The following is a 25,322-nucleotide window of genomic DNA, read 5'->3' as shown; positions in this document are numbered from 1 at the left end:
GGCTTGCCCGCGATGCAGGCTCCGCGATTTATCAGGCAAACCAAGTCGATGTTTTCGCGGGCAAGCCACGCTCCCACAGAAAAGCGACGTTACGGGTGCTTGATGCTGTCGAGCGTCATCGAACCGACCAGCAGTTCATCGCCCTTGAGTTCGGCCAGCCCGGCGGTGCTGACTCTCTCCGGGGGATATCCTGCGCCATGTTGCAGGTAGCTCAGCAAGTTACCCACCAGCGGGTTGTGACTGACCAGCAGGGCTTCACTGACAGAAACCAGTTGCTCGGCGACCTTGTCCGGGTCGGTGTCCGGAGTCAGCCATTCGACGATGCGGATTTCCGGTTCGAATCCCAGTGTTTCGCGCACCAGTTGCGCCGTCTGCTGCGCTCGCATGTAAGGGCTGGCATAGATCGCTGTCAGCGGCTGGCCCACCAGGTTGGCGGCGGCGCGCAGCACTTCTTCACGACCGTTGGCAGTCAGTTCCCGTTCCGAATCGTGGGGTTTGGAACCGTGTGGTTCGGCTTCACCATGACGCAATACCCAGAGTTTCATAGCTTGGGTTCCTCATCTCGAGCCGGATGCGGTGCCGGTGCCACGACATGCGGCGCTTCACCTTCCGGCGCACGCGGCGCCGGCCAATCGGCGAACGGCCAAGGCTTCTGGTCGCTGTGAAAGCTGCCGAAACGACCGATCTGCGCCAGAAACTGGCTCAGGCTGTCGCCGAAATTCATCAGGCTGGCGCTCGGGGCGCCATAAAACAAACGATAGATCAACTGCACCAGCACGACGGCGCCGAGGATGAACTGCGCCACTTGCCACACCAGCACGAAGACGATCATCCACAACACGCGCAGCAGGATGGATTCGTACCTGGCTTCTACTTTTGGATCGTTCATGTGCAACTCCCTGCTTTTCTGGCAAGCGTGATTAGTTGAAACCACTGGTGGAAATGAAGTCGACGTCGGTTTTCGGCTCGCCACGCATCAACAGACCGATGACCTGCTCCAGCGTGCGGCCTTCGAACAGGATCGCGTGCAACCCGGCGACCAGCGGCATGTACACGCCAACCTCCTGGGCCTTGGCCTTGAGCACTTTGAGGGTGTTGACCCCTTCGGCGACTTCGCCCAGGCGCGTGACGGCCTCGTCCAGGCTCAGGCCCTGGCCGAGGGCGAAGCCGACCTGATAGTTGCGGCTCTTGGGCGACGAACAGGTCACGATCAGATCGCCCACGCCTGCCAGCCCCAGGAAGGTCATCGGGTTGGCGCCCTGATTCACCGCGAAACGGGTCATTTCCGCCAGAGCCCGGGTGATCAGCATGCTCTTGGTATTTTCCCCCATGCCCATTGCCACCGCCATGCCGGCGATGATCGCGTAGACGTTTTTCAATGCTCCGCCCAGCTCTACACCGAAACGGTCGGCGCTGGCATAGACACGAAAGGTGCGCCCGTGCAGCGCGGCCTGAACCTGCTGGCACAGTTCTTCGTCTTCACTGGCGACCACCGTGGCGGTCAGTGCATGTTCGGCGATTTCACGGGCCAGGTTCGGCCCGGACAATACGCCGATGCGCGCTTGCGGGGCGATCTCTTCGAGGATCTCGCTCATCAACTTGAACGTGTGGGCTTCGATGCCCTTGGTCAGGCTCACCAGCAATTTGCCGGTCAGGCGTTCAGCGTACGGCACCAGCACCGAGCGCAGCGCGCTGGAGGGCAGTGCGACAAAACACAGGTCACAGGCGTCCAGGGTGGCTTGCAGGTCGGTGACTGCAGTCACACCCGGCAAAATCCTGATGCCTTTGAGGTAACGCGGGTTTTCGCGATTGACCCGAATGGCCTCGGCCTGTTCGGGGTCTCGCATCCACTGAAGGACCTGATGCCCATTTTCGGCCAGCAGATTAGCCACGGCGGTTCCAAAACTTCCGCCTCCCAGGACCGCAATCGGGCGCTGTTCAGTCATATGCAATCCGTTAATCCATACCAGTGGCGATGTCGGCATTATACGGGGCAGCCCATCGGCGGCCAGCCCCGACATCAAATACCGGCACCCGTAGGAAGAAGACCATTAAAACCGAGGAAAATGCAGACATCGTGAATGGAAAAGTCATTCGGCTCGGTTAACATGCGCGCCTTCAATCACTGACAGGGATGTGTTGTGTCTCCGGGTACTCCTTCACCGCGTTCGCCTCTGGTACTGGCGCTGATTTTCAGCTCGCCATTGCTGGCCGACGACTTGTTCCTGGACAACGAACCGCTACCGCAAGTGCTCACGGCCACGCGCCTGAAGCAGTCGCCGGCGGCCGTTCCGGGAAGCATGACGGTCATCGACAGTGCCCTGATCCACGCCAGTGGCGCCCGCGACATCAGCGAACTGCTGCGTCTGGTACCGGGGATGATGGTCGGCAACATCAACGGCAATCAGGCGGCGGTGAATTACCACGGCACCAATGCGACGCAAGCGCGACGCATGCAAGTGCTGATCGACGGGCGTTCGGTGTATCGCGCCGGCCTCGCCACCGTGGATTGGAGTGACATACCGGTGGCCATGGAAGACATCGAGCGCATCGAAGTCTTCCGCGGGCCGAATACCGTCAGCTACGGTGCCAATGCCCTGATGGCAGTGGTCAACATCATTACCCGGCGGCCCGCCGACAGTCACGGTACGCGCATGAAGGTCACCCAGGGCCAGCGCGGCATCAACGACTTTTATGCCAGCCAGGGCATGAGCTGGGAGGACGGTGACTTGCGCCTGTCCCTGTCCGGCCAGCAAGACGACGGTTTCGACACCGACCGAACCGGCGCCGCCTACCATGACAGTCGCCGCCTCAATCGCTTCAACCTCGCCGTCAGCCAGAGCCTCGACGAACGGCAAAGCCTCGATTGGCAATTGAATGGCAAGGACGGCACCAACCAGCGGCCCTATACCTACCGGCCGGTGTTTCCGGGGATTACCCGCGCGGGCAACGACTCCGACGTCACCGCCAAGGACTACGCCGGGTCATTGCGCTGGAATCTGGACGTCAATCCCGACCACAGCCTTTATATCCAGGGTTCGGCCCAACACTGGGACCGTCAGCAAACCTGGCGCGCCTGCGACGCAGAAGTTTCGTTCAGCCCGCAACTGACCGAGCTCTGGCAATTGAACCCGAACTACACCGAACGCCTGGCCCGCAACATCACGCGCTTCATCGGTCCTGGTGCACCGGCCGGCACACCCGCCGAGCAGGCATTGGCCAACCAGGTACTCGATCAATGGCGCAACGGCGCGAGCCAGACCGTTTGCGGCGACATCGACCAGAGCACCCGGGAATCGCGCTACGACCTCGAGCTGCAGGACACTCTGAGCCTTGCCGATAACCTGCGGCTGGTCAGCGGGATGAACTATCGCTACGACCGGGCGGACTCCGAAACCTACTTCAATGGCACGCTCGATGACAGGATCTGGCGGGCGTTCGGCCAGTTCGAGTGGAGTCCGAGCGAACACTGGCTGCTGCAGGGCGGAGCCATGTTCGAGGACACCCGCTTGATCGGCAGCTCGCTGACACCTCGCATGGCGGTCAACTACCTGATCAACCCGCGCCACGGCTTGCGTGCGGTGTACTCAGAGGCCGTCCGTTCTCCGGACATGTTCGAGAACAACGTCAACTGGAGTTATCAGGTCACCAACCTCAGGCCCGGTGCCTTTGGCCAGTCCAGCGCCCGCTATTTCGTCAAGACCCGTGGCCCCGGCGACCTCGATCAAGAGCACATGCGGTCCCGGGAACTGGGCTACAACGGCTACTTTCCCGCACCGGGGCTGGCGGTCGACGTGAAGTTGTTCCACGACGAAATCACCGGCATGATCAGTGAACCGCTGCGCAACAATCAGTACATCGCCAGCAATGCCAACGAGGCGCGATTTACCGGCGCCGAAACCCAGCTCGACTGGCGTGTCGGCAGCCTCGATCGCCTGCGACTGACCTATGCCTACGTCGATGCCGACACCAGCAACCCGCTGGATGCCAGACAGACTGCAAGCAACAGTGGTTCAGCCGGATGGCTGCGCGATTGGGGCCGGGGCTGGAACAGTGCGCTTTTCTACTATGGCGATGACGCCCTCAATGGCTACCGCTTTGAACGGGTCGATGCGCGCATCGCCAAACGTATTGCCTTGGGCAAGGCCAGCCTGGAGCTGGCCGGAGTGCTCCAGCAACGGCTGGACAATCAGCCGACCACTTTCATCGACAACAATTATGAGCAGCGCCACGTGATGTATTTCAGCGCGGAGCTGGAGCTTTAAGATGCCGTGTCGTCCGGCGTGGAGAGCGCCGACCCTGGGTCGGCTGCTGGCCATGCTTTGCCTGCTGACAAGCGGCCTGCTGGGCAGCCTGGCGAGTAACGCGGCCGACATCTTGCTCACGGGGGCCGAAGACAGCCCCGGTGTGCGGGCGTTTACTCAGGCCCTGAGCGAATTACGGCCGAGCGATAACGTACGATTCCAGACACTGGCCAGTTTGCCGGTTCCTGACAAGCTGCCGGAAAACACCCGCTTGATACTGCTCGACCTGCCCAGCCTCGACTGGCGCCTGCAGGGCGCCCGGGGCCCGGCAACACTGGTGTTGCGTATCAGCCGCCTGCAAGCCCGGCAACGTTTGAACAACATGCTGCCTGCGCGCCTTTCCCTGCTATGGAGCGATCCACCGCTGGACCGCCAGTTGCGCTTGACACGCACCCTGTTGCCGCAAGCCAAACGCATCGGCGTGCTCTACGACAACCACAGTGAATTCCTGTTGAATGAGTTGCGTCAGGCCGCCCTCCCCTTGGGCCTTGAGGTGGTCACCCAGCGCTGGGACAACATTCACGACAGTCGCCCGCTACAGGCCTTGCTGAAAAACAGCGACGTGTTGCTGGGCCTGGACGACGCCGACCTGTACAACCCGCAAACCGCCAAGAACCTGCTGCTGAGCAGCTACTCGCAGCAAGTGGCGCTGATCGGACCCAACGCCGGATTCGTCAAGGCCGGGAGTCTGGCCAGCACTTACAGCGATCAGAGCGATTGGCTGGCGATCATCAACGAATTGCTCGACCGGCCACCGGCCACCTGGCCGCGCACGCACTACCCCGATCGATTCAAGGTCGCGAGTAATCCGCAGGTGGCGCGTTCGCTGGGTATCGAACAGATAAACGAAGCGTCTGTCGCCACGTTGCTGGCTGAAGGAGAACGCCGTCCATGAGCTTGCGCCGCCGCTGGGACATCAACACTCGCACCCAACTCATCAGCCTTGGCCCTGCCCTGCTGCTGACCTTGTTGCTGATCAGTTTTTTCACGTTCGTACGCATTCAGGATCTGCGTCAGGAAATCACCCACACCGGCCAGTTGATCGCCAATCAACTGGCCCCGGCCACCGAGTACGGCGTGATTTCGGGCAACATCGAAGTGCTCGAAACCTTGCTCAAGGCGACGCTGGCCACACCCAACGTGAGCTTTCTGGAAATCCAGGACAGTACAAACCGGGTTCTGGTGTACGTCGAACAACCGAGTGAACACCACAATCGCGCGCAGCAGCTCGAAGTGTTCCAGGCACCGATACGGCTGCAGCGAATCGCCTTGCACAATGATTTTTTTCAGAGCAGCAAAACCGCCAGTGCGGCCCCCGCCGAAGACTATCTTGGCCGGGTGATCGTCGGGCTGTCCAACGATGCCTTCAGCCGGCGTCAGCAGGAAATCGTGCTCAAGGCCGCCATCCTGGCGCTGTTTGCCCTGCTCTTTACCTTCCTCGTGGCCCGGCGTCTGGCGGGCAGCCTGTCGCGACCGATCCGTGACATCGGCAATGCGGTCAAGGCAATCCAGGACGGCGACTACAAAAAACCGCTGCCGATTGTCGATGACACCGAGCTGGGGGCGCTGTCGCAACACATCAACAACCTCGCCAGCGGTCTCGAGCAGGCCAGCCGCGAACAACACCAGGCCATGGCGCAGTTGATCCAGACCCGCGAAGAGGCGGAAAAGGCCAACAACGCCAAATCCGACTTCCTCGCCATGATGAGCCATGAACTGCGCACGCCAATGAATGGCGTACTGGGCATGCTGCAGTTGCTGGAAACCACCGACATGACCGAGGAACAGGTGGAGTACGCGGCGCTGGCCTCGGAATCTACCGAGCACTTGCTCAAGGTCATCAACGACATCCTGGATTTTTCGCGGATCGAACGTTCGGAACTGGAACTGGAGCATATTCCGTTCAACCTCGTCGACCTGATCGGCAGTTGCGCCCAGTCGTTCCAGCACAGCGCCGCGCAGCGCGGTCTCGACTTGCAACTGATGATCCCCGACGACATGCGCGGCTTGCAGGTCAAGGGCGACCCGACGCGTATCCGGCAGATATTGGTCAACCTGGTCGGCAATGCGCTGAAGTTCACCGAGCAGGGCCGTGTCACCATCGCGGCTCAGTGGCAGTCGCTGGATCACGAGTTGCTATGGTTCACCTGCACAGTGCGCGACAGCGGCATCGGCATCCCGGCGCAAAGCCTGGAGTTGATGTTCAACGCTTTCCAGCAGGCCGACAGCTCCATTTCAAGGCGCTACGGTGGCACCGGGCTGGGCCTGCCGATCGCCCGCACGCTCGCCGAGCGCATGGGCGGTACCTTGCGCGCGCAGAGTGAGGAAGGCCGCGGCTCGGTGTTCACCCTGGAAATCCCCCTGGCACTGCACAAGCAGACACAGCCGCCGTTGGCCCCACGCGCGCAAACCGGCAACAGCGACGGCGAAGGGCGCAATGTGCTGCTGGTCGAAGACAACCCGGTCAACCAGACGGTCATCGAAGCCATGTTGCGCAGCCTGGGCTTCAAGGTCAGTGTCGCGACCGACGGCGCGCAGGCGGTACGCAGTGCCGAGAGCCTGATTTTCGAAGCGATCCTGATGGATTGCCGCTTGCCGGTCATCGATGGCTATGAAGCCACCCGGCAGATCCGCCAGTTGCCCGGTTGCACCGACCTGCCGATCATTGCCCTGACCGCCAATGCCTTGCAGGGCGATCGCGAAGCGTGCCTGTCGGCGGGAATGAACGATTACCTGGCCAAACCCTTCAAACGGAATGATCTGCAGCAAATTCTGCAACGTTGGGTGCAGTAGTACAGGCCTTTCGACCATCTGCGACTGGCGTGAAAGGCGAAAGTGCGGCAGTCTTAGGCACCTCGACAGGCCCGAAAAGGGGCTTGAATAATAATTTCAGTGCACAAGTGTACATTCATGTCCTTGTTGCTGTGACTTTCACCACAACGCAATAGTCTATGAGTAGGCTGCCGGTTCGAGGCATGAACGCTTCGATCGGCCGGGAAGATTTGCCCCACCTGCCGCATGGGACTATTGAGGAGCTCGCATGACCAAACAAAACGCCTTTACCCGGGAAGACCTGCTGCGCTGCAGTCGCGGTGAGCTGTTCGGCCCAGGTAACGCGCAACTGCCCGCCCCGAACATGCTGATGGTTGACCGCATCACCCTGATCAGCGAAGAAGGTGGCAAGTACGGCAAAGGTGAATTGGTCGCCGAGCTGGATATCACTCCGGACCTGTGGTTCTTCGCCTGCCACTTCGAAGGCGATCCGGTGATGCCGGGCTGCCTGGGCCTCGACGCCATGTGGCAACTGGTCGGCTTCTTCCTGGGCTGGCAAGGCCTGCCGGGCCGTGGCCGTGCGCTGGGTTCGGGCGAAGTGAAATTCTTCGGCCAGGTCCTGCCGACCGCCAAGAAAGTCACCTATAACATTCATATCAAGCGCGTCCTCAAGGGCAAGCTGAACCTGGCCATCGCCGACGGTTCGGTCACTGTCGACGGGCGCGAAATCTACACCGCCGAAGGCCTCCGGGTCGGCGTGTTCACCTCCACTGACAACTTCTAAGGGTTATCCGCATGCGCCGCGTCGTTATCACTGGTCTGGGCATCGTTTCTTGCCTGGGCAATGACAAAGAGACCGTCTCCGCTAACCTGCGTGCAAGCCGCCCTGGCATCCGGTTCAACCCGGAATATGCCGAAATGGGTCTGCGTAGCCAGGTTTCCGGCTCCATTGACCTCAACCTTGAAGAGCTGATCGATCGCAAGATCTATCGCTTCGTCGGCCACGCGGCAGCTTATGCCTACCTGGCCATGAAAGACGCCATCGCCGACTCGGGCCTGACCGAAGAGCAGGTGTCCAATCCGCGTACCGGCCTGATCGCCGGCTCCGGTGGCGCATCGACCCTGAACCAGATGGAAGCGCTGGACATCCTGCGCGAGAAAGGCGTCAAGCGCGTCGGCCCATACCGCGTAACGCGGACCATGAGCAGCACCGTTTCCGCTTGCCTGGCCACTCCGTTCAAGATCAAGGGCCTGAACTACTCCATCGCTTCTGCCTGCGCCACCAGTGCTCACTGCATCGGTACTGCCATGGAACAGATCCAGATGGGCAAGCAGGACATCGTCTTCGCCGGTGGCGGTGAAGAAGAGCACTGGAGCCAGTCGTTCCTGTTCGACGCCATGGGCGCCCTGTCCAGCAAGCGCAACGACACTCCGGAAAAGGCCTCCCGTGCCTATGACGCCGACCGTGACGGTTTCGTCATCGCCGGCGGTGGCGGTATGGTCGTGGTTGAAGAGCTGGAACACGCCCTGGCCCGTGGTGCGAAGATCTACGCGGAAATCGTTGGCTACGGCGCGACTTCCGACGGCTACGACATGGTTGCCCCGAGCGGCGAAGGCGCGATCCGCTGCATGCAGCAGGCGCTGTCCACCGTCGACACCCCGATCGACTACCTGAACACCCACGGCACTTCGACCCCGGTCGGCGACGTCGCGGAAATGAAAGGTGTGCGTGAAGTGTTTGGCGACAAGGCTCCGGCCATCAGCTCCACCAAGAGCCTGTCGGGTCACTCCCTGGGCGCCGCCGGCGTTCACGAAGCGATCTACTGCATGCTGATGATGGAAGGCAACTTCATTGCCGGTTCCGCCAACATCGACGAGCTGGACCCTGAAGTGGCCGACCTGCCGGTGCTGACCAAGACCCGCGAAAACGCCACCATCAACACCGTGATGAGCAACAGCTTCGGTTTCGGTGGCACCAACGCCACGCTGGTACTGAAGCGCTGGGAAGGCAAGTAATTTCCCGCTGCTGAGCCGCACAAAAAACGCCCCGACTGGTTCGGGGCGTTTTTTTTGCACTCTGAAAATGGGACAGCACATGCGATACATGTGGGAGCGGGCTTGCTCGCGAATGCGGTGTTTCAGTCGACACAGGTGGTGAATGCCGGACCGAATTCGCGAGCAAGCCCGCTCCCACAGGTTTTGCGTTCAGCCCGCAGTTTTCATCGTCGCGAACATGAAGCTTTTGTCATGAAACTCAACAGCCTGCGACCGAATGTCGCGGATTACGCGGGCTGCAGGACTGTTTCCATTTTTGTAAAAAACCCTTTCCAATCTCGACCATTTACTTAGCAGGCTAACAAAATCTATAACAGAGTCCTGCACACGCCTTGCTGCAGATAACTTGAGATTTGGAGCTAGCAGATGACTGTTAAAGTAACTGAACGCGACGATTCACACATGTCCCATGAAGGCGTAGCCGCCGGTGTACGGATCTGGGACGTGCATCAACAAGACTTGCTGGTCGGCATGTTCCACAACGAAATCGACGCCCACAACTACAAGGCCGAACTGGAACTGCAAGAACAGCAACGGGATTTACGATCCGCCTGAACCTGTCACAGCATTGAAAACGACAAACCCCGCCATGAGCGGGGTTTGTCGTTGTTGCAGCGACTAACGGCTTACCACATCAGGTCATCAGGAATCTGATAGGCCGCGTACGGATCGTCCTCGGTGCTGACCTCTTCGGTCTTCACGTTCATCTGCACGATGCGCTGCGGATCGCGCTCCTGGATCTTCAGTGCCGCTTCACGCGGAATCACTTCGTAGCCACCAGCGTGATGCACGATAGCCAGCGAACCGTTGCTGAGCTTGTTGCGCATCAGGGTGTTGACCGAGAGGCGCTTGACCTTCTTGTCGTCGACGAAGTTGTAGTAGTCCTCGGTCGTCAACTTCGGCAGACGCGTGGCTTCGATCAATTGCTTGACCTGCGCGGCACGGGCCTTGGCCTCGGCTTTTTCCTGCTGCTGGCGGTTGAGTTCCTGGTCGCGCTTGACCTTCTCGGCCATGGCTTCCTGTGCCGCGCGCTGCTGGGAATCATCCAGCTCGATTTGCCCCTTGTGGGCCAGGCGCTGTTGCTTCTGCTTGTCTTTGCTGACCTGCTTGGCCTGCTTCTGGTTGACCAGCCCTGCTTTGAGCAACTGGTCGCGAAGGGAAATGCTCATGGTGCTTATTACTCACTTAGGCCACTGCTCAACCGCAGTTGGGCAAATTCTTTTCCTGACGTTTGGCTTCGCCCCACAAGGCGTCCAACTCTTCGAGGGTGCAATCTTCCATGGGACGACGGGTATCGCGCAATGCCTGTTCGATAAAACGGAAGCGTCGTTCAAACTTGCCGTTGGCGCCACGCAGCGCAGTTTCCGGATCGACCTTGAGATGCCGCGCCAGATTGACCACTGAAAACAGCAGGTCGCCGATCTCGTCGGCCACGGCTTCGGGATCGTTTTCCGACATGGCTTCGAGGACTTCATCGAGCTCCTCACGCACTTTATCGAGCACCGGCAAGGCGTCCGGCCAGTCGAAGCCGACCTGCCCTGCGCGCTTCTGCAATTTGGCCGAGCGGGACAGCGCCGGTAATGCAGCGGGGACATCATCGAGCAACGACAACTGTTCGGGTGCCGAAGATTTCTCCGCGCGCTCTTCGGCCTTTATCTCTTCCCAGCGCTGCTTGACCTGTTCCTCGCTCAGACGCGGGACATCCAGCGGTGCATACAGGTCACCAGTGGGGAACACGTGGGGATGACGGCGGATCAGCTTGCGGGTGATGCTGTCGATCACGCCGGCGAACTCGAAGCGCCCCTCCTCCCGGGCCAACTGGCTGTAATACACCACCTGGAACAACAGATCACCCAGCTCACCCTGCACGTGATCGAAGTCGCCGCGTTCGATGGCGTCGGCGACTTCGTAGGCTTCTTCAAGGGTATGCGGGACGATGGTGGCCCAGGTTTGCTTGATGTCCCATGGGCAACCGTACTGCGGGTCGCGCAGGCGGCTCATCAGGTGTAACAAATCTTCAAGGCTATACATCGATCAATCTCTGCCCGCTCTCTGTAGGAGCGAGCTTGCTCGCGAAGAACCTGAGGACGGCGCGTTTAACCTGATTGCACGCGTCATCGTTGACGTCCATCGCGAGCGAGCTCGCTCCTACATGTCTTATGGTGTCCGGTTGCGCCGGGTTTCGATGATGTTCGGCAACTGCGAAATCCGCCCCAGCAACCGCCCCAATGCATCCAGCCCCGGAATCTCGATGGTCAGGGACATCAACGCGGTGTTGTCCTCCTTGTTCGAGCGGGTGTTGACCGCCAGCACGTTGATCCGCTCGTTGAGCAGCACCTGCGAGACGTCACGCAGCAGACCGGAACGGTCGTAGGCGCGGATGATGATGTCCACCGGATAGGTGAGCACCGGTACCGGCCCCCAGCTGACCTGGATGATTCGCTCCGGCTCGCGCCCGGCCAGTTGCAGCACCGAGGCGCAGTCCTGGCGGTGAATGCTCACGCCGCGGCCCTGGGTGATGTAGCCGACGATTGCATCGCCCGGCAATGGCTGGCAGCAACCGGCCATCTGGGTCATCAGGTTGCCAACGCCCTGAATCTGGATATCGCCGCGCTTGCCCGGCTTGTAACCGGTGGCCTTGCGCGGAATCAGTTCCAGCTGTTCGTTGCCGCGCTCCGGCTCGACCAGTTGCTGCGCCAGGTTGACCAGTTGCGCCAGGCGCAAATCGCCGGCACCGAGGGCAGCGAACAGGTCCTCGGCGGTTTTCATGTTGGCCTTGTCGGCCAACTTGTCGAAATCCACCGCGGGCAGACCGAGGCGATTGAGTTCGCGCTCAAGCAGCGTTTTACCGGCCGCGACGTTCTGGTCACGAGCCTGCAACTTGAACCAGTGAACGATCTTCGCCCGTGCCCGCGACGTGGTGACGTAGCCCAGGTTCGGGTTCAGCCAGTCGCGGCTCGGGGTGCCGTGCTTGCTGGTGATGATCTCGACCTGTTCACCGGTTTGCAGGCTGTAGTTGAGCGGTACGATACGCCCGTTGATCTTGGCGCCGCGGCAGTTATGACCGATTTCGGTGTGTACGCGGTAGGCGAAGTCCAGGGGCGTCGCGCCCTTCGGCAAGTCGATGGCGTGACCGTCCGGGGTGAAGATGTAGACCCGGTCAGGCTCGATATCGACCCGCAGCTGTTCCGCCAGGCCACCGATGTCGCCCAGCTCCTCATGCCACTCGAGCACCTGACGCAGCCAGGAGATTTTCTCCTCGTAGTGATTGGAACCGGACTTGACGTCGGTGCCCTTGTAGCGCCAGTGCGCGCACACGCCGAGTTCGGCTTCCTCATGCATCGAGTGAGTGCGGATCTGCACTTCCAGCACCTTGCCCTCGGGCCCGATCACCGCCGTGTGCAGCGAGCGATAGCCGTTTTCCTTGGGGTTGGCGATGTAGTCGTCGAACTCTTTCGGGATGTGTCGCCACAGGGTGTGGACGATGCCGAGCGCGGTGTAGCAATCGCGCATTTCCGGCACCAGCACACGAACGGCACGCACGTCGTAGATCTGGCTGAACTCCAGACCCTTGCGCTGCATTTTGCGCCAGATCGAATAGATGTGTTTGGCCCGGCCGCTGATGTCGGCATCGACGCCGGTAGCCTGCAATTCGTTTTTCAGCTGGCTCATCACGTCGCTGATGAAGCGCTCGCGATCCAGTCGCCGCTCATGCAGCAACTTGGCGATCTGCTTGTACTGGTCCGGCTCCAGGTAACGGAAGGACAAGTCCTCCAGCTCCCACTTGATATGACCAATACCCAGGCGATGGGCCAGTGGCGCGTAGATGTCGAAGACTTCGCGGGCCACGCGGTTGCGCTTTTCGTCGTCGGCGGTTTTCACCGCACGGATTGCGCAAGTGCGTTCGGCCAGCTTGATCAGGGCGACGCGAACGTCGTCGACCATGGCCACCAGCATCTTGCGCAGGTTTTCAACCTGGCCCTGGGTGCCCAGCACCAGGGATTTGCGCGGGCTCAGGCTGTCGCTGATCGCGGCCATGCGCTGCACGCCGTCGATGAGTTTGGCCACCACCGGACCAAAGCGCTGGCTGACCGCCGGCAACTTGATCTGGCCTTCGCGCACGCCTCGATACAGGATCGCGGCGACCAGTGAATCCTGATCGAGTTTGAGATCGGCGAGGATCTCGGCGATCTCGAGGCCGGTACGGAAAGTCGAGTTACCTTCCGACCACAGATTCTGTGCCGCATTGGCTTGTTGTTCGGCCTCGCGAGCGTACTCGCAGGCCTCCTTCAAGGCTTCGCGATCCAGTGCCAGATCGACACTCACCGCGTGATCGAGCCAAGCCTCGAGATTGATACTGCCGTCGGTGTTGATCGGCTGGTGTGCTCTCACCTGTACCATCTTGCTTACCTTCCCTACGACGCAGATTCAATGCGTCAAATCGCTGACCTTCGTTGCCCGTGCGCCCACATCGGGCTGGGTGCGGCTGCACGGGCGGGCCAGTCGGACCAGACGAGCATCCTAGCTCGCTTCAAATAACGCCATGGCCTCGACATGTGCCGTTTGAGGAAACATATCGAGAATCCCGGCACGTTTTAACCGGTAGCCCTGCCTGATCAATTCGACCGTGTCGCGCGCCAGGGTCGCCGGGTTGCACGACACGTACACCAACCGTTCGGCGCCCAGGCTCTTGAGCTTGCGCACAACCTCGAAAGCACCGTCACGCGGTGGGTCCAAGAGTACCGCACAAAAGCCTTCAGCGGCCCATTCAGCGTCCGTCAAAGGCTGGGATAAATCGGCCTGAAAAAACTTCGCGTTATGCAGATTATTGCTAGCGGCATTCGCCGCTGCCCGATCGACCATCACCTGCACGCCTTCCACCGCCACCACTTCGCGAGCGGCTTTGGCCAGCGGCAAGGCAAAGTTGCCCAGGCCGCAGAACAGGTCGAGTACACGCTCATCCGCTGTCGGCTTCAACCAGTCCAGCGCCTGGGCGACCATCGCTTCGTTGACTCCGGCGTTGACCTGGATGAAATCCCCGGGACGATACGCCAGCTCCAGATCCCACTGTTCAAGGCGATAGCCCAACGACTGACCGGCCTCGACCGGCTGCGGTTCACCGTCGCCATGCAGCCACAACTGGGCTTCGTGGAACGCGCAGAACTCCTTGAGGATCGTCAGATCGGCGTCGGACAACGGCGCCATGTGCCGCAGCAAAACCGCCAATGTCGAACCGCTGAACAACTCCACATGCCCGAGAGCCTGAGGTTTGCTCAGGCGCCGCAGCATCTCCGGCAGACGGCTCATGATCGGTTGCAAGGGCTGTACCAGCACCGGGCAATCAGCGATGGCCACGATGTCCTGGCTGCCGGCGGCGCGGAACCCGACTTCGAGTTTCTTCGCCTTCATGTCCCAGCGCACCGCCACACGGGCGCGACGTCGGTATGCGAATTCCGCACCGCTCAATGGCGCCGCCCACTCTTCGGGTTCGACGCCCGCGACCTTCGCCAACTGCTCGGCGAGCATGCGCTGTTTCAGGGCAAGTTGTTCGTTGTGAGGCAAATGCTGCACGCTGCAACCGCCGCAACGACCGGCATGGGCGCACGGCGCCGGGCGGCGCAATTCGCTGGCCGTGAACACCCGCTCGGTCCGCGCCTCGACCACTTTGCCGTGGGCACCGAGCACGCGAGCCTCGATTTCTTCGCCGGCCAATGCGCCGATGACGAACCAGGTGCGGCCTTCGAAAAACGCGATACCGCGACCGTCATTGGCCAGGCGCTCGATGGTCAGGCGCTGCTTTTTGCCGGTCGGGAATTGCGGGGCCTTGCTGCCGCCGGTGGGCTGGAAGCGCAGGCCTCTTTCATGTTTGGCCATCAGTTGGGCGCGTCGAAAATGCCGGTCGACAGGTAACGGTCGCCGCGGTCGCAGATGATCGCGACGATCACCGCGTTTTCAACTTCTTTAGACAGGCGCAGCATCGCTGCAACGGCACCGCCCGATGACACGCCGCAGAAGATGCCTTCTTCGCGAGCCAGACGACGGGTCACGTCTTCGGCTTCGCTTTGGGCCATGTCGACAATGCGGTCCACGCGATCGGCCTGGTAGATCTTCGGCAGGTATTCCTGGGGCCAGCGACGGATACCCGGGATCGCCGAACCTTCCATGGGTTGCAGACCGATGATCTGCACGTTCTCGTTCTGCTCTTTCAAGTAGCGCGAAACGCCCATGATGGTACCGGTGGTGCCCATGGAGCTGACGAAATGGGTGATGGTGCCTTCGGTCTGGCGCCAGATTTCCGGGCCGGTGCCGGTGTAGTGCGCCTCGGGGTTGTCCCCGTTGGCGAACTGGTCCAGGACCTTGCCGCGACCCTCGGCTTCCATTTTCTGCGCGAGGTCACGGGCGCCTTCCATGCCCTGCTCCTGGCTGACCAGAATCAGCTCGGCGCCATAGGCCGTCATGGCCGCCTTGCGTTCGGCGCTGGAGTTGTCCGGCATGATCAGGATCATCTTGTAACCCTTGATCGCGGCGGCCATGGCCAGGGCGATCCCGGTGTTGCCCGAGGTCGCCTCGATCAGCGTATCGCCGGCGTGGATCTGCCCGCGCAGTTCGGCGCGGGTGATCATCGACAGCGCCGGACGGTCCTTGACCGAACCCGCCGGGTTGTTCCCTTCGAGCTTGAGCAATAGGGTATTGCTGGTGGCGCCGGGCAGGCGCTGCAAACGGACCAGCGGAGTGTTGCCGACGCAATCGGCGATGGTTGGGTACTGCAAGGTCATGGCGTATTCGCAATCCAGACTGCGGGGGCGACTATCATACCGGCAAACGTTCGCAGGCCATATCACGCAAAGTGTGGTGCTTATGGTTTATGGGAATAAGCGGCAGGCTTCGAGCTGCAAGCGACAAGTCGCTGTGCCACTCGGAGTGTGAAAAACAGGGTTGTTGTGGTGGGAGTGAGGGCATCTTCGCGAGCAAGCCCGCTCCCACAGGGTACCGGGGTGATCATGCGTTTTGCGGTTGGAACACGGTCAATGTGGGAGCGGGCTCGCTCGCGAAGGCGTTGTCACTGGCATCGCCATCCTCCGCCACCAACCGCAAATTCATCCGCAACCCATTCCCGGTGTTCTGCGCCCAAAGCTTCCCGCCCTGACGCTGCACCGCGTTCCTGGCGATACTCAACCCCAAGCCAAACCCGCCATCCCCCGGCCGCGAACCATCAAGTCGGGTGAACGGCAGGAAGATCCGTTCCAGGTCAGCTTGCGCCACACCACCGCCGTGATCCTCCAGCCACAGGTGCCAGAAATCGCCATCACGCCGCCCGCCCAATTTGACTATGCCTCCGGCCGGCGAATGCCGAATCGCATTACGCAGAATGTTTTCCAGTGCCTGGGCCAGGGTGTTGAGATGACCGCGCACCCAGCAGGATGCATCCACCGTGCATTGCAGCCGGGTATCGGGCCAGCCACTTTCATAGCAGGCATTCTCCGTGAGCATTTCCCACAGGGCCTGGATCTGGATCGCCTCGTCGGGCAACCGGGTGCGCTCGGTGTCCAGCCATGCCAGCTGTAGCGTGTCTTCCACCAGGCGCTGCATGCCATCGACCTCACGGCCGATACGTTCGCGCAATAGCTCCAGTCCCTGTTCACTTTCACTGGCCACCCGCAGGCGACTCAAGGGCGTACGCAATTCGTGCGACAGGTCGCGCAGCAGTTGCTGCTGCAAGGCCACGGTGCTTTGCAGGCGTTCAGACATGTGATCGAAGGCCCTGCCCAGCTCGCCCAGTTCATCCGAGCGATTGGTGGTCCGCGTCGACAGCCGTACGCTCAGTTGATCGGCACGCCAGGCATTGGCCTGCTCACGCAGGCTGTTGAGCGGCACCACCAGCAAGCGGTACAGGCCGACGCACAGCAGCAAGGTGAACAACCCCGGAATCACGCCGTTGGTGATCACGCGCCAGAACACCCGGTAATGACCCGGCACAAAGCGCTCGGGCAGTTCGATCACCAGGCTGCCGGCGGACGGGTCTCCGGGAAACGGTATGCGCATCCACGGCCGGCCTTTCTTGTGGACCGGCCAATCGAGGCCGCGCAAAAAAGTCAGGCGTTCGATTTCCTTGTCCGTCAGCGATCGGTTGCTCAAGGACTGCAAATCACCGCCGATGACACCGACCCAGCCTTTTTCCCGCTGATACATGCCTTGCAGCCAGTCATCGACACCGGCGCTCTGGCGCTGCTGCCACGCCTGTTCGGCTTCGGCGGCATAGCCTGTCAGGGTGCCGCGGGCTTCATCCGAGAGGAACTGGTTGCGTTGCTCCATATAACGTCCCCAGGACCAACTGAGCCAGATCATCAACAAGCAGAACGCAACCAATAGGCAAGCAAGCTTCCAGAACAGCGAATGCCTGCCCGGCAAGTTACATTTCATCGGCGGCACTCAGGATGTAACCCTTGCCCCATACCGTGCGCACTTCGCGTTCGGTGTAGCCAATGGCCTTGAGCTTGCGGCGGATCTGGCTGATGTGCATGTCCAGGCTGCGATCATGGGCCGCGTAACCGCGCTGCAGCACCTGTTGATAAAGGAAGGCTTTGCTCAGTACTTCGTCGGCGCTGCGGTGCAGCGTCTCCAGCAACCGATATTCACTGCGGGTCAGGCCGCCGGCCTGTTCGCCATAAAAGACCTCGAAGCTTTCTTCGTCGAAACGCAGGCTGTCCATCGAAGGGCCCGGCACTGCGGGTGCGGGGGCGGGCCGGCGGTCGAGGGCCACCCGCCGCAGAATGGCTTCGATGCGTACCCGCAACTCCACCATGCTGAAAGGCTTTGGCAGGTAATCATCGGCCCCCAGGCGAAAGCCGCTGATGCGATCGGCCTCGGCACCGAGGGCCGACATCAGCAGCACCGGGGTGGAATGGCTCTGGCGCAATTGGGTCAGTACCGCCAGACCGTCCATGCCCGGCAGCAGAATATCCATCAGCACCACGTCGAACGGTTGCCGCCGGGCAATCTCCAGGCCTTCCTGGCCGTTCTGGCACCAGGTCACCTGGAAGCCACTGCGGTCCAGGTGTTCATGGACGTAGGCGCCGAGCACAAGGTCGTCTTCGATGGACAGGATTCGGGGGAGACCAGCAGTGATGGGAGTCATGACTATCTGCAAACAATTCTCAGTTGAGCTGATTATTCAAGATTGCCACGCCAGGGGCAACCCACGGTTTGTCCGCATCACCAATGAGTCGCGCGGGCCGACGAATGACCGCACCATTTTTACGAGGATTGACCGCGAGCAAATCGCTACACTGCGCAAGTGGTGCATGGCGGATGCATGTGCCGGTCCATAAATAGCGGGATGCAGGAGAGATGCGTGCTCAAGAAACTGGGAATCAAAGGCCGCGTGCTGTTGCTGACCCTGTTGCCAACCAGCCTCATGGCGTTGGTGCTGGGGGGGTATTTTACCTGGATGCAACAGGCTGACCTGCAAACCCAACTCATGCAGCGCGGCGAAATGATCGCCGAGCAGTTGGCGCCACTGGCCGCACCCGCGATGGGCCATCAGGACAACGAACTGCTCGAACGCATCGCCACCCAGGCCCTGGAACAAACCGACGTACGGGCCGTGACCTTCCTGGCGCCCGATCGCACGCTGCTGGCCCACGCCGGCCCGTCCATGCTCAATCAGTTGCCCTCCGGCACTGGCACGCAGATGCTGCGCCGCAGTGGCAACGATGCGACCCGCTATCTGCTGCCGGTCTTCGGCAAACACCGCAACCTGGCCGGGGACCTGATTCCCGAAGAAGCCGACCGCCTGCTGGGCTGGGTCGAACTTGAACTGTCCCATAACGGTATGCTGTTGCGCGGTTACCGCAGCCTGTTCGCCAGCCTGATGTTGATCAGTGCGGGACTGATAGGTGCGGCACTGCTGGCCGTGCGCATGGGCCGCACGATCAATCGGCCACTGAGTCAGATCAAGCAGGCCGTGGCCCAACTCAAGGACGGTCATCTGGAAACCCGCTTGCCGCCCCTCGGCAGTCAGGAGCTGGACGAGCTGGCTTCCGGTATCAACCGCATGGCAGGCACCCTGCAGAACGCCCAGGAAGAATTGCAGCACAGCATCGACCAGGCCACCGAAGATGTGCGCCAGAACCTGGAAACCATCGAGATCCAGAACATCGAGCTGGACCTGGCGCGCAAGGAAGCCCTGGAAGCGAGCCGGATCAAGTCCGAATTCCTGGCCAACATGAGTCATGAAATCCGCACCCCGCTCAACGGCATCCTCGGCTTCACCCACCTGTTGCAAAAAAGCGAGCTTACCCCGCGTCAGCTCGACTACCTGGGCACCATCGAAAAATCCGCCGACAGCCTGCTGGGCATCATCAACGAGATTCTCGACTTCTCGAAAATCGAGGCCGGCAAGCTGGTGCTCGACCATATTCCGTTCAACCTGCGCGACCTGCTGCAGGACACCCTGACCATCCTCGCTCCGGCCGCCCACGCCAAGCAGCTGGAACTGGTGAGCCTGGTGTACCGGGACACGCCGCTGTCACTGGTGGGCGACCCGTTGCGGCTCAAGCAGATCCTGACGAACCTGGTGAGCAACGCGATCAAGTTCACCCGCGAAGGCACCATCGTCGCCCGTGCCATGCTTGAAGAAGAGCACGAAGACACCGTGCAGTTGCGCATCAGCATTCAGGATACCGGCATCGGTCTGTCGAACCAGGACGTGCGCGCCCTGTTCCAGGCCTTTAGCCAGGCCGACAACTCGCTGTCGCGACAACCTGGTGGCACTGGCCTGGGCCTGGTGATTTCCAAGCGCCTGATCGAACAGATGGGCGGCGAGATCGGCGTCGACAGCACGCCGGGGGAAGGGTCGGAATTCTGGATCAGCCTGAGCCTGCCAAAAACCCGCGACGATGCCGAAGACCTGCCCGCCGCGCCCTTGCTCGGGCGTCGGGTGGCGGTGCTGGAAAACCACGAGCTGGCGCGGCAGGCGTTGCAGCATCAACTGGAAGACTGCGGCCTCAGCACCACGTCGTTCAATACCCTGGAAAGCCTGACCAATGGCGTCACCGCCGCCCACCAGACCGATCAGGCGATCGACCTCGCCGTGCTCGGCATCACCAGCAACGACATGCCGCCGGAGCGCCTCAACCAGCACATCTGGGACCTCGAACATCTTGGCTGCAAAGTGCTGGTGCTGTGCCCGACCACGGAACAGACGCTGTTCCATCTTTCCGTACCCAACCCCCACAGCCAGCTCCAGGCGAAACCGGCCTGCACCCGCAAGCTGCGACGCTCCCTGTCTGACCTGGTCAGCCCGCGCCCGATGCGCAGTGAACCGGGCGAACCGGTATCCAGCCGTGCCCCGAAGGTGCTATGCGTCGACGACAACCCGGCCAACCTGATGCTGGTGCAGACCCTGCTCGAAGACATGGGCGCCAAGGTACTCGCGGTGGAAAGTGGTTATGCCGCCGTCAAGGCTGTACAGAACGAGACATTCGACCTGGTGTTGATGGACGTGCAGATGCCTGGCATGGACGGCCGCCAGAGCACCGAGGCGATCCGTCAGTGGGAAAGCCAACGGCATTGCACGCCGCTGCCGATCGTGGCCCTCACCGCCCACGCCATGGCCAACGAAAAACGCGCGCTGCTGCAAAGCGGCATGGACGACTACCTGACCAAACCGATCAGCGAGCGGCAATTGGCACAGGTGGTGCTGAAGTGGAGCGGCCTGGCGCTGCGCAATCACAGCCCGGAGCGCTCCGGCGATGGGCATGGCGGCGCCCACGACCTGTTGGTGCTCGACCACGAGGAAGGATTGCGCCTGGCCGCCGGCAAGGCTGATCTGGCTGCAGACATGCTGGCGATGCTGCTGGCATCCCTGGAGGCTGACCGCGAAGCCATCCGTTTTGCTCAGCAAAGCAATGACCACAACGCCCTGATCGAACGAGTCCATCGCCTGCATGGCGCGACGCGTTACTGCGGCGTACCGCAATTGCGTGCGGCCTGCCAACGCAGCGAAACCCTGCTCAAGCAACAGGACCCGAAAGCCAGCATTGCACTGGATGAGCTCGACCGGGCGATCAATCGCCTGGCAGCCCAGGCGCGCATGAATGCTTGATGCAGCGCAATCGCGCGGGTCTGCCGGCGAGCTAATCTGACGACTGCCGAATGCCGGCTTGCTCAATCGTGCAGGCCACCCTCAAGGAGCACCGCATGCGTACGATTCTTTTCAGCAGCCAGAACTACGACCGCGACAGTTTTCTCGCGGCCGGGCAACCGGCCGGCATCGAGCTGCACTTTCAGCCTGCACGCCTGAGCCTCGACACAGTGGCGCTCGCTCAGGGGTATGAAGCGGTCTGCGCGTTCATCAATGATGACCTCGGCGCGGCGGTGCTCGAACGCCTGGCGGCGGGAGGCACACGCCTGATCGCCTTGCGCTCGGCCGGGTACAACCACGTCGACCTGCCGACGGCAAAGCGTCTGGGGCTGGCCATCGTGCGCGTCCCGGCCTATTCGCCCCACGCCGTAGCCGAACACGCGGTGGCGCTGATCCTCGCGCTCAACCGGCGTCTGCACCGCGCCTACAACCGCACCCGCGAAGGGGATTTCAGACTGCAGGGGCTGACCGGTTTCGACCTGGTGGGCAAGACTGTCGGCGTGGTCGGCACCGGGCAGATTGGTGCCACCTTCGCAAAGATCATGAACGGGTTTGGCTGCCAGATACTGGCCTGTGACCCCTACCCCAACCCGCAGGTCGAAGCCCTCGGCGCGCGCTACCTGAGCCTGCCGCAACTGTTGGCCGAATCGCAGATCATCAGCCTGCACTGCCCGCTCAACGAGCAGAGCAAGCACTTGATCAACCGCGAATCACTGGCGCACATGCAACCGGGCGCGATGCTGATCAATACCGGGCGTGGTGGCCTGGTGGATACCCCCGCGCTGATCGATGCATTGAAAGACGGTCGCCTGGGTTACCTGGGACTGGACGTGTATGAGGAAGAGGCGCAACTGTTCTTCGAGGACCGCTCCGACCTGCCGCTGCAAGACGATGTGCTGGCACGGCTGCTGACCTTCCCCAACGTGATCGTCACCGCGCACCAGGCCTTTCTGACCCGCGAAGCGCTGGACGCGATTGCCGCCACCACGTTGCGCAATATTGCAGCCTGGACGGCGGGCACAGCGGAAAATCAGGTGACGGGAGACTGAAACGGATCGAAGGTCATTTGCCTGCGCGATGCGGCGTGCAAGCCCGTGCTAGCATATCGCGCATATTTGGAGGACCCATGGTCGAACACGATTTCCGCTACAGCCTGATGAACCCGCAACACACCCTCACCGAATGCCGCGCCCTGGTGCCGGGGCGTTATCAGGTCACCGGCAACGGTGGCTCGATTCGCAACAACGACGTGCTGGTCGTGACCCTCAAGGGCGCCAAGGATTTGTCCATGCGCCTGACCGTCGAAACGGTTCGCCATCTGATCAATCCGCCCGGCCAATGGGTCGCGGTGGCCAGTGGCCCGGTGTTCGGCGAACTGGCGATCCACACCTGGCAGGTGAACTGTGACAGCTGTGCCAAAGAGCTGAGCTTCGAGTTCGCCGTCGATGCCAAACTGGGCAACAAGGCTGAAAAGCCTGCCGCCACCGCGCGGATTGCCGAGCTGGGCTGGACCACCGTTGGCGAGAAACACCTGTGCCCGAAATGCCAGGAGCCTGCGTGATGAAACGCCTTGCTCTGACCGCTACGGTCGGCGCCAGCCTGCTGGGCTGCGCCGCCGAGCCGGTGCAATTGCAACAGAACCACAGCTACATCCTGGAGTGGATCGGCGAGCGGCCGTTGATGGACTACAGCCACCTGACCATCACCCTCGGCGAAGACGGCCGGGCCTACGGCAATGGCGGCTGCAACCACTGGTTTGCGCCGTACACCCTTGATGGCGACAAACTGACCTTCGGCAAAATCGGCAGCACCCGCAAACTGTGCGCGCCGGCGCTGATGGAGCAGGAAAAACGCTTCCTCTCGGCCCTGGAAAACGTCCAGCGCTGGGACGTCTCCCCGATCGAGCAGATCCGCTTCTGGCCAGCCGAAGGCAAGCCGCTGCGTTGGTGGCTCGAGGAGGGTTGATCGTAAACCTGCAGGAGCCGGCTTGCCGGCTCCTGCAGGGTCAATTCTTCGCCTGCAACGCCTCAAGCTTCGCCATCACCCCCGCCGCCGTCTGTTCACCCATCAACTGCTCGCGCACCTTGCCCTTGTTATCGATGATGTACGTCACTGGCAACGCCTCGCTGCGTGGCAGCTCGAACAGTTCGGAAGGGTCCTGGGCCAGCACCGTGAACCTGATCCCCAGTTTCTCGCTCGCGCCCTTCAATTCCTGCCCCTGGACGTTGTCGAAGTTGACCCCGAACACACCGATTTTCCTGTCCTTGAGCTGCTCGGCCAGGGTGTTCAATTCCGGGATCTCGGTACGGCAAGGCCCGCACCATTCTGCCCAGTAGTTAAGTACCAGCCATTTGCCGTCCAACCGGTTGGCGGCGATCTTGTGGCCGTCCTGGTCGATGCCATAGTCATTACCGCAGCCCCCCAGCATCAACGCTCCGATGATCGCCAATGCTGCTGCCAGTCGCCTTGTCATGTCGTGTTCCTTGTCAAAAATTGAATGCGCCTGCGACCCATCGCCTCTCACGGTTCTGGATTGCGCGCCGCACAGTTAGAATAGCCGCCACCTTACGCAAGATGCGACCCGCTCATGACCGATCTGACGCTTTATCACAACCCGCGCTGCTCGAAATCCCGCGGTGCGCTCGAACTGCTTGAAGCCCGTGGCCTGACTCCGACCGTGGTCCGTTACCTGGACACTCCGCTGGACGCCGCGCAAATCCAGCGCCTGCTGGGCAAACTCGGGATCAGCGCCCGGCAATTGCTGCGCACCGGCGAGGACGAGTACAAAACCCTCGACCTGGCCAACAGCAACCTGAGCGAAGCACAATTGATCGCCGCCATCGCCGCCCACCCGAAACTGATGGAGCGACCGATTCTCGAAGTCGGTGACAAGGCCATCATCGGCCGCCCGCCGGAGCAGATCCTGGAACTGTTGCCATGAGTGCGCCCTACATTCTGGTTCTGTACTACAGCCGCAGCGGCTCGACCAACGAGATGGCCCGGCAGATTGCCCGTGGCGTCGAACAGGCCGGGCTTGAAGCCCGCCTGCGCACGGTGCCGGCGATTTCCACCGAGTGCGAAGCCGTTTCGCCGGAGATTCCCGACGAAGGTGCGCTTTATGCCAGCCTCGACGACCTGAAGAACTGCGCCGGCCTGGCACTCGGCAGCCCGACCCGCTTCGGCAACATGGCAGCACCGCTCAAATACTTCCTCGACGGCACCAGTAACCTGTGGCTGACCGGCGCGCTGGTGGGCAAACCGGCGGGTGTGTTCACCTCCACGGCGAGCCTGCATGGCGGACAGGAGACGACCCTGCTGTCGATGATGCTGCCGTTGTTACACCACGGCATGCTGATCACCGGCCTGCCGTACAGCGAATCGGCACTGCTGGAAACCCAGGGCGGGGGCACGCCGTACGGCGCCAGCCACCACGCCGGTGCCGATGGCAAAAGCGGTCTGGATGCCCATGAAGTGGCGCTGTGCCGCGCGCTGGGCATGCGCCTGGCGAAGACCGCACAGAAACTGGAGGGCTGAGGGTGGCCAAGAAGCCGAAGATCCTGCCCGCCATTGAATGGCTTGAACCCCGTGTCCGGGCCATGCGCGTGATCAGTCTGTTGTGTTTTTTCGGTCTGGTGGGCCTGCTGTGCATCTACTACCTGCTTGTAGCCGATCTGCACGGCGCCCGGCCTTGGGTGATTCTGTTGATCGAGCTGGTGCCGCTGCTGATCCTGGCGCCAGGGATGATCCTCGGCAACCCACGCGGGCATTCGTGGATGTGCTTTGTGGTGAACCTGTATTTCATCAAGGGCGCATTGGCTGCCTATGACCCGAACCGGCAGATCTTCGGTTTGCTGGAGATGGGCGCGAGCCTGGCGGTGTTTTGCTCGGCGCTGCTGTATGTGCGCTGGCGGTATCAGTTGAATCGCAAGCTGGCTGGCGAGGGCGAAATCTCCATCGCCTGACCTGACGCCTTCGCGGGGGGGGGCACCCCCCCCCCCAAGGTGATAGATTATTAGATGAGGGGGGGGGGGGGGGGGGCGGGGGGG

The 25,322-nt window shown here is 61.5% G+C and carries 24 protein-coding genes; 13 read left to right on the top strand and 11 right to left on the bottom strand.

The window, feature by feature from the left end; all coding sequences use genetic code 11:
• Positions 1-89: 89 nt before the first annotated feature.
• Genes sixA through ACCD00_RS23505 form a run of 3 tightly spaced genes read right to left on the bottom strand, consistent with a single transcriptional unit; the run spans position 90 to position 1,946 of the window.
• A complete protein-coding gene (sixA, locus tag ACCD00_RS23515; RefSeq protein ID WP_111281595.1) occupies positions 90-545 on the bottom strand; it encodes a phosphohistidine phosphatase SixA in 456 nt (151 codons plus the stop codon).
• Positions 542-889 (bottom strand): DUF4389 domain-containing protein, encoded by a 348-nt coding sequence (locus tag ACCD00_RS23510; protein ID WP_413427754.1) that lies wholly within the window; start codon positions 887-889, stop codon positions 542-544. Before ACCD00_RS23510 ends, sixA begins: the two co-directional genes overlap by 4 nt.
• Positions 890-920: 31 nt before the next feature.
• The gene (locus tag ACCD00_RS23505) at positions 921-1,946 is read right to left on the bottom strand and encodes an NAD(P)H-dependent glycerol-3-phosphate dehydrogenase (protein WP_413427753.1); all 1,026 of its coding nucleotides are present in this window, start codon (positions 1,944-1,946) and stop codon (positions 921-923) included.
• A 195-nt stretch (positions 1,947-2,141) separates the two neighbouring features.
• Here ACCD00_RS23505 and ACCD00_RS23500 point away from each other — a divergent pair, with 195 nt between their 5' ends.
• The 6 genes from ACCD00_RS23500 to ACCD00_RS23475 all read left to right on the top strand — a co-directional run bounded on the left by ACCD00_RS23500 (position 2,142) and on the right by ACCD00_RS23475 (position 9,686).
• Positions 2,142-4,265, top strand: a complete 2,124-nt coding sequence (locus tag ACCD00_RS23500) for a TonB-dependent receptor plug domain-containing protein (protein WP_413427752.1) — start codon at positions 2,142-2,144, stop codon at positions 4,263-4,265.
• Between the two features lies 1 nt (position 4,266).
• Entirely contained in the window at positions 4,267-5,199 is a 933-nt protein-coding gene (locus tag ACCD00_RS23495; protein WP_413427751.1) for an ABC transporter substrate-binding protein, read from the top strand.
• Complete coding sequence (locus ACCD00_RS23490) at positions 5,196-7,097, top strand: ATP-binding protein (RefSeq protein WP_413427750.1); 1,902 nt, start codon at positions 5,196-5,198, stop codon at positions 7,095-7,097. Before ACCD00_RS23495 ends, ACCD00_RS23490 begins: the two co-directional genes overlap by 4 nt.
• A gap of 247 nt (positions 7,098-7,344) precedes the next feature.
• Positions 7,345-7,860, top strand: a complete 516-nt coding sequence (gene fabA, locus ACCD00_RS23485; RefSeq protein ID WP_003179264.1) for a 3-hydroxyacyl-[acyl-carrier-protein] dehydratase FabA — start codon at positions 7,345-7,347, stop codon at positions 7,858-7,860.
• 11 nt (positions 7,861-7,871) lie between these two features.
• Positions 7,872-9,092, top strand: a complete 1,221-nt coding sequence (fabB, locus tag ACCD00_RS23480) for a beta-ketoacyl-ACP synthase I (RefSeq protein ID WP_008016529.1) — start codon at positions 7,872-7,874, stop codon at positions 9,090-9,092.
• A gap of 405 nt (positions 9,093-9,497) precedes the next feature.
• Positions 9,498-9,686: a hypothetical protein gene (locus ACCD00_RS23475; protein ID WP_008016528.1), complete on the top strand. Its 189-nt coding sequence runs from the start codon at positions 9,498-9,500 to the stop codon at positions 9,684-9,686.
• A 71-nt stretch (positions 9,687-9,757) separates the two neighbouring features.
• On the opposite strand, the gene ACCD00_RS23470 is transcribed toward ACCD00_RS23475, so the two are convergent.
• The 7 genes from ACCD00_RS23470 to ACCD00_RS23440 form a co-directional block, all read right to left on the bottom strand.
• The gene (locus tag ACCD00_RS23470) at positions 9,758-10,300 is read right to left on the bottom strand and encodes a DUF2058 domain-containing protein (protein ID WP_137805339.1); all 543 of its coding nucleotides are present in this window, start codon (positions 10,298-10,300) and stop codon (positions 9,758-9,760) included.
• A 28-nt stretch (positions 10,301-10,328) separates the two neighbouring features.
• Positions 10,329-11,162, bottom strand: coding sequence for a nucleoside triphosphate pyrophosphohydrolase (mazG, locus tag ACCD00_RS23465; protein ID WP_413427749.1), 834 nt, complete (start codon positions 11,160-11,162; stop codon positions 10,329-10,331).
• Between the two features lie 126 nt (positions 11,163-11,288).
• Complete coding sequence (relA, locus tag ACCD00_RS23460) at positions 11,289-13,532, bottom strand: GTP diphosphokinase (RefSeq protein ID WP_008016525.1); 2,244 nt, start codon at positions 13,530-13,532, stop codon at positions 11,289-11,291.
• Positions 13,533-13,652: 120 nt separating this feature from the next.
• Complete coding sequence (rlmD, locus tag ACCD00_RS23455) at positions 13,653-15,005, bottom strand: 23S rRNA (uracil(1939)-C(5))-methyltransferase RlmD (RefSeq protein WP_413427748.1); 1,353 nt, start codon at positions 15,003-15,005, stop codon at positions 13,653-13,655.
• On the bottom strand, positions 15,005-15,907 hold the full coding sequence (cysM, locus tag ACCD00_RS23450; protein ID WP_413427747.1) for a cysteine synthase CysM: 903 nt from the start codon (positions 15,905-15,907) through the stop codon (positions 15,005-15,007). The genes rlmD and cysM overlap by 1 nt, the downstream gene beginning before the upstream one ends.
• Positions 15,908-16,130: 223 nt before the next feature.
• Positions 16,131-17,552 carry a histidine kinase sensor domain-containing protein gene (locus ACCD00_RS23445; protein ID WP_413427746.1) on the bottom strand — a complete coding sequence of 474 codons (1,422 nt, stop codon included), beginning with the start codon at positions 17,550-17,552 and terminating at the stop codon, positions 16,131-16,133.
• Complete coding sequence (locus tag ACCD00_RS23440) at positions 17,542-18,267, bottom strand: response regulator transcription factor (RefSeq protein WP_413427745.1); 726 nt, start codon at positions 18,265-18,267, stop codon at positions 17,542-17,544. Before ACCD00_RS23440 ends, ACCD00_RS23445 begins: the two co-directional genes overlap by 11 nt.
• A gap of 216 nt (positions 18,268-18,483) precedes the next feature.
• On the opposite strand from ACCD00_RS23440, the gene ACCD00_RS23435 reads away from it, so the two are divergent.
• The 4 genes from ACCD00_RS23435 (at position 18,484) to ACCD00_RS23420 (ending at position 23,241) form a co-directional block, all read left to right on the top strand.
• Entirely contained in the window at positions 18,484-21,237 is a 2,754-nt protein-coding gene (locus ACCD00_RS23435) for a response regulator (RefSeq protein ID WP_413427744.1), read from the top strand.
• 95 nt (positions 21,238-21,332) lie between these two features.
• The gene (locus tag ACCD00_RS23430; RefSeq protein ID WP_413427743.1) at positions 21,333-22,325 is read left to right on the top strand and encodes a 2-hydroxyacid dehydrogenase; all 993 of its coding nucleotides are present in this window, start codon (positions 21,333-21,335) and stop codon (positions 22,323-22,325) included.
• Positions 22,326-22,402: 77 nt separating this feature from the next.
• The gene (locus tag ACCD00_RS23425) at positions 22,403-22,837 is read left to right on the top strand and encodes a hypothetical protein (protein ID WP_007988765.1); all 435 of its coding nucleotides are present in this window, start codon (positions 22,403-22,405) and stop codon (positions 22,835-22,837) included.
• On the top strand, positions 22,837-23,241 hold the full coding sequence (locus ACCD00_RS23420) for an META domain-containing protein (RefSeq protein WP_413427742.1): 405 nt from the start codon (positions 22,837-22,839) through the stop codon (positions 23,239-23,241). The genes ACCD00_RS23425 and ACCD00_RS23420 overlap by 1 nt, the downstream gene beginning before the upstream one ends.
• Before the next feature lie 40 nt (positions 23,242-23,281).
• On the opposite strand, the gene ACCD00_RS23415 is transcribed toward ACCD00_RS23420, so the two are convergent.
• Positions 23,282-23,749 carry a TlpA disulfide reductase family protein gene (locus tag ACCD00_RS23415; RefSeq protein WP_413427741.1) on the bottom strand — a complete coding sequence of 156 codons (468 nt, stop codon included), beginning with the start codon at positions 23,747-23,749 and terminating at the stop codon, positions 23,282-23,284.
• A 114-nt stretch (positions 23,750-23,863) separates the two neighbouring features.
• Here ACCD00_RS23415 and arsC point away from each other — a divergent pair, with 114 nt between their 5' ends.
• The 3 genes from arsC to ACCD00_RS23400 are packed head-to-tail and all read left to right on the top strand — an operon-like array spanning position 23,864 to position 25,238.
• Positions 23,864-24,217: an arsenate reductase (glutaredoxin) gene (gene arsC / locus ACCD00_RS23410; protein WP_413427740.1), complete on the top strand. Its 354-nt coding sequence runs from the start codon at positions 23,864-23,866 to the stop codon at positions 24,215-24,217.
• Positions 24,214-24,810, top strand: a complete 597-nt coding sequence (gene wrbA / locus ACCD00_RS23405) for an NAD(P)H:quinone oxidoreductase (RefSeq protein WP_008016513.1) — start codon at positions 24,214-24,216, stop codon at positions 24,808-24,810. The genes arsC and wrbA overlap by 4 nt, the downstream gene beginning before the upstream one ends.
• Before the next feature lie 2 nt (positions 24,811-24,812).
• Complete coding sequence (locus tag ACCD00_RS23400) at positions 24,813-25,238, top strand: DUF2069 domain-containing protein (protein ID WP_413427739.1); 426 nt, start codon at positions 24,813-24,815, stop codon at positions 25,236-25,238.
• Positions 25,239-25,322 lie beyond the last annotated feature (84 nt).

This window comes from Pseudomonas sp. Pseusp3, assembly GCF_047304225.1.
Taxonomy (GTDB): Bacteria; Pseudomonadota; Gammaproteobacteria; order Pseudomonadales; family Pseudomonadaceae; genus Aquipseudomonas; species Aquipseudomonas fluorescens_CD.
Note: the sequence above shows the minus strand (reverse complement) of the source record. Positions and strands in the feature narration are given on the sequence as shown.

What these genes read in the sequence shown, in the direction of transcription:
- ACCD00_RS23430 (WP_413427743.1), top strand. Translation starts at nt 21,333, where the DNA reads ATGCGTACGATTCTTTTCAGCAGCCAGAACTACGACCGCGACAGTTTT.
- rlmD (WP_413427748.1), bottom strand. Translation starts at nt 15,005, where the DNA reads ATGGCCAAACATGAAAGAGGCCTGCGCTTCCAGCCCACCGGCGGCAGC.
- relA (WP_008016525.1), bottom strand. Translation starts at nt 13,532, where the DNA reads ATGGTACAGGTGAGAGCACACCAGCCGATCAACACCGACGGCAGTATC.
- arsC (WP_413427740.1), top strand. Translation starts at nt 23,864, where the DNA reads ATGACCGATCTGACGCTTTATCACAACCCGCGCTGCTCGAAATCCCGC.
- wrbA (WP_008016513.1), top strand. Translation starts at nt 24,214, where the DNA reads ATGAGTGCGCCCTACATTCTGGTTCTGTACTACAGCCGCAGCGGCTCG.
- fabB (WP_008016529.1), top strand. Translation starts at nt 7,872, where the DNA reads ATGCGCCGCGTCGTTATCACTGGTCTGGGCATCGTTTCTTGCCTGGGC.
- ACCD00_RS23505 (WP_413427753.1), bottom strand. Translation starts at nt 1,946, where the DNA reads ATGACTGAACAGCGCCCGATTGCGGTCCTGGGAGGCGGAAGTTTTGGA.
- cysM (WP_413427747.1), bottom strand. Translation starts at nt 15,907, where the DNA reads ATGACCTTGCAGTACCCAACCATCGCCGATTGCGTCGGCAACACTCCG.
- fabA (WP_003179264.1), top strand. Translation starts at nt 7,345, where the DNA reads ATGACCAAACAAAACGCCTTTACCCGGGAAGACCTGCTGCGCTGCAGT.
- ACCD00_RS23490 (WP_413427750.1), top strand. Translation starts at nt 5,196, where the DNA reads ATGAGCTTGCGCCGCCGCTGGGACATCAACACTCGCACCCAACTCATC.
- mazG (WP_413427749.1), bottom strand. Translation starts at nt 11,162, where the DNA reads ATGTATAGCCTTGAAGATTTGTTACACCTGATGAGCCGCCTGCGCGAC.
- ACCD00_RS23495 (WP_413427751.1), top strand. Translation starts at nt 4,267, where the DNA reads ATGCCGTGTCGTCCGGCGTGGAGAGCGCCGACCCTGGGTCGGCTGCTG.
- sixA (WP_111281595.1), bottom strand. Translation starts at nt 545, where the DNA reads ATGAAACTCTGGGTATTGCGTCATGGTGAAGCCGAACCACACGGTTCC.
- ACCD00_RS23420 (WP_413427742.1), top strand. Translation starts at nt 22,837, where the DNA reads ATGAAACGCCTTGCTCTGACCGCTACGGTCGGCGCCAGCCTGCTGGGC.
- ACCD00_RS23425 (WP_007988765.1), top strand. Translation starts at nt 22,403, where the DNA reads ATGGTCGAACACGATTTCCGCTACAGCCTGATGAACCCGCAACACACC.
- ACCD00_RS23440 (WP_413427745.1), bottom strand. Translation starts at nt 18,267, where the DNA reads ATGACTCCCATCACTGCTGGTCTCCCCCGAATCCTGTCCATCGAAGAC.
- ACCD00_RS23475 (WP_008016528.1), top strand. Translation starts at nt 9,498, where the DNA reads ATGACTGTTAAAGTAACTGAACGCGACGATTCACACATGTCCCATGAA.
- ACCD00_RS23470 (WP_137805339.1), bottom strand. Translation starts at nt 10,300, where the DNA reads ATGAGCATTTCCCTTCGCGACCAGTTGCTCAAAGCAGGGCTGGTCAAC.
- ACCD00_RS23415 (WP_413427741.1), bottom strand. Translation starts at nt 23,749, where the DNA reads ATGACAAGGCGACTGGCAGCAGCATTGGCGATCATCGGAGCGTTGATG.
- ACCD00_RS23510 (WP_413427754.1), bottom strand. Translation starts at nt 889, where the DNA reads ATGAACGATCCAAAAGTAGAAGCCAGGTACGAATCCATCCTGCTGCGC.
- ACCD00_RS23445 (WP_413427746.1), bottom strand. Translation starts at nt 17,552, where the DNA reads ATGAAATGTAACTTGCCGGGCAGGCATTCGCTGTTCTGGAAGCTTGCT.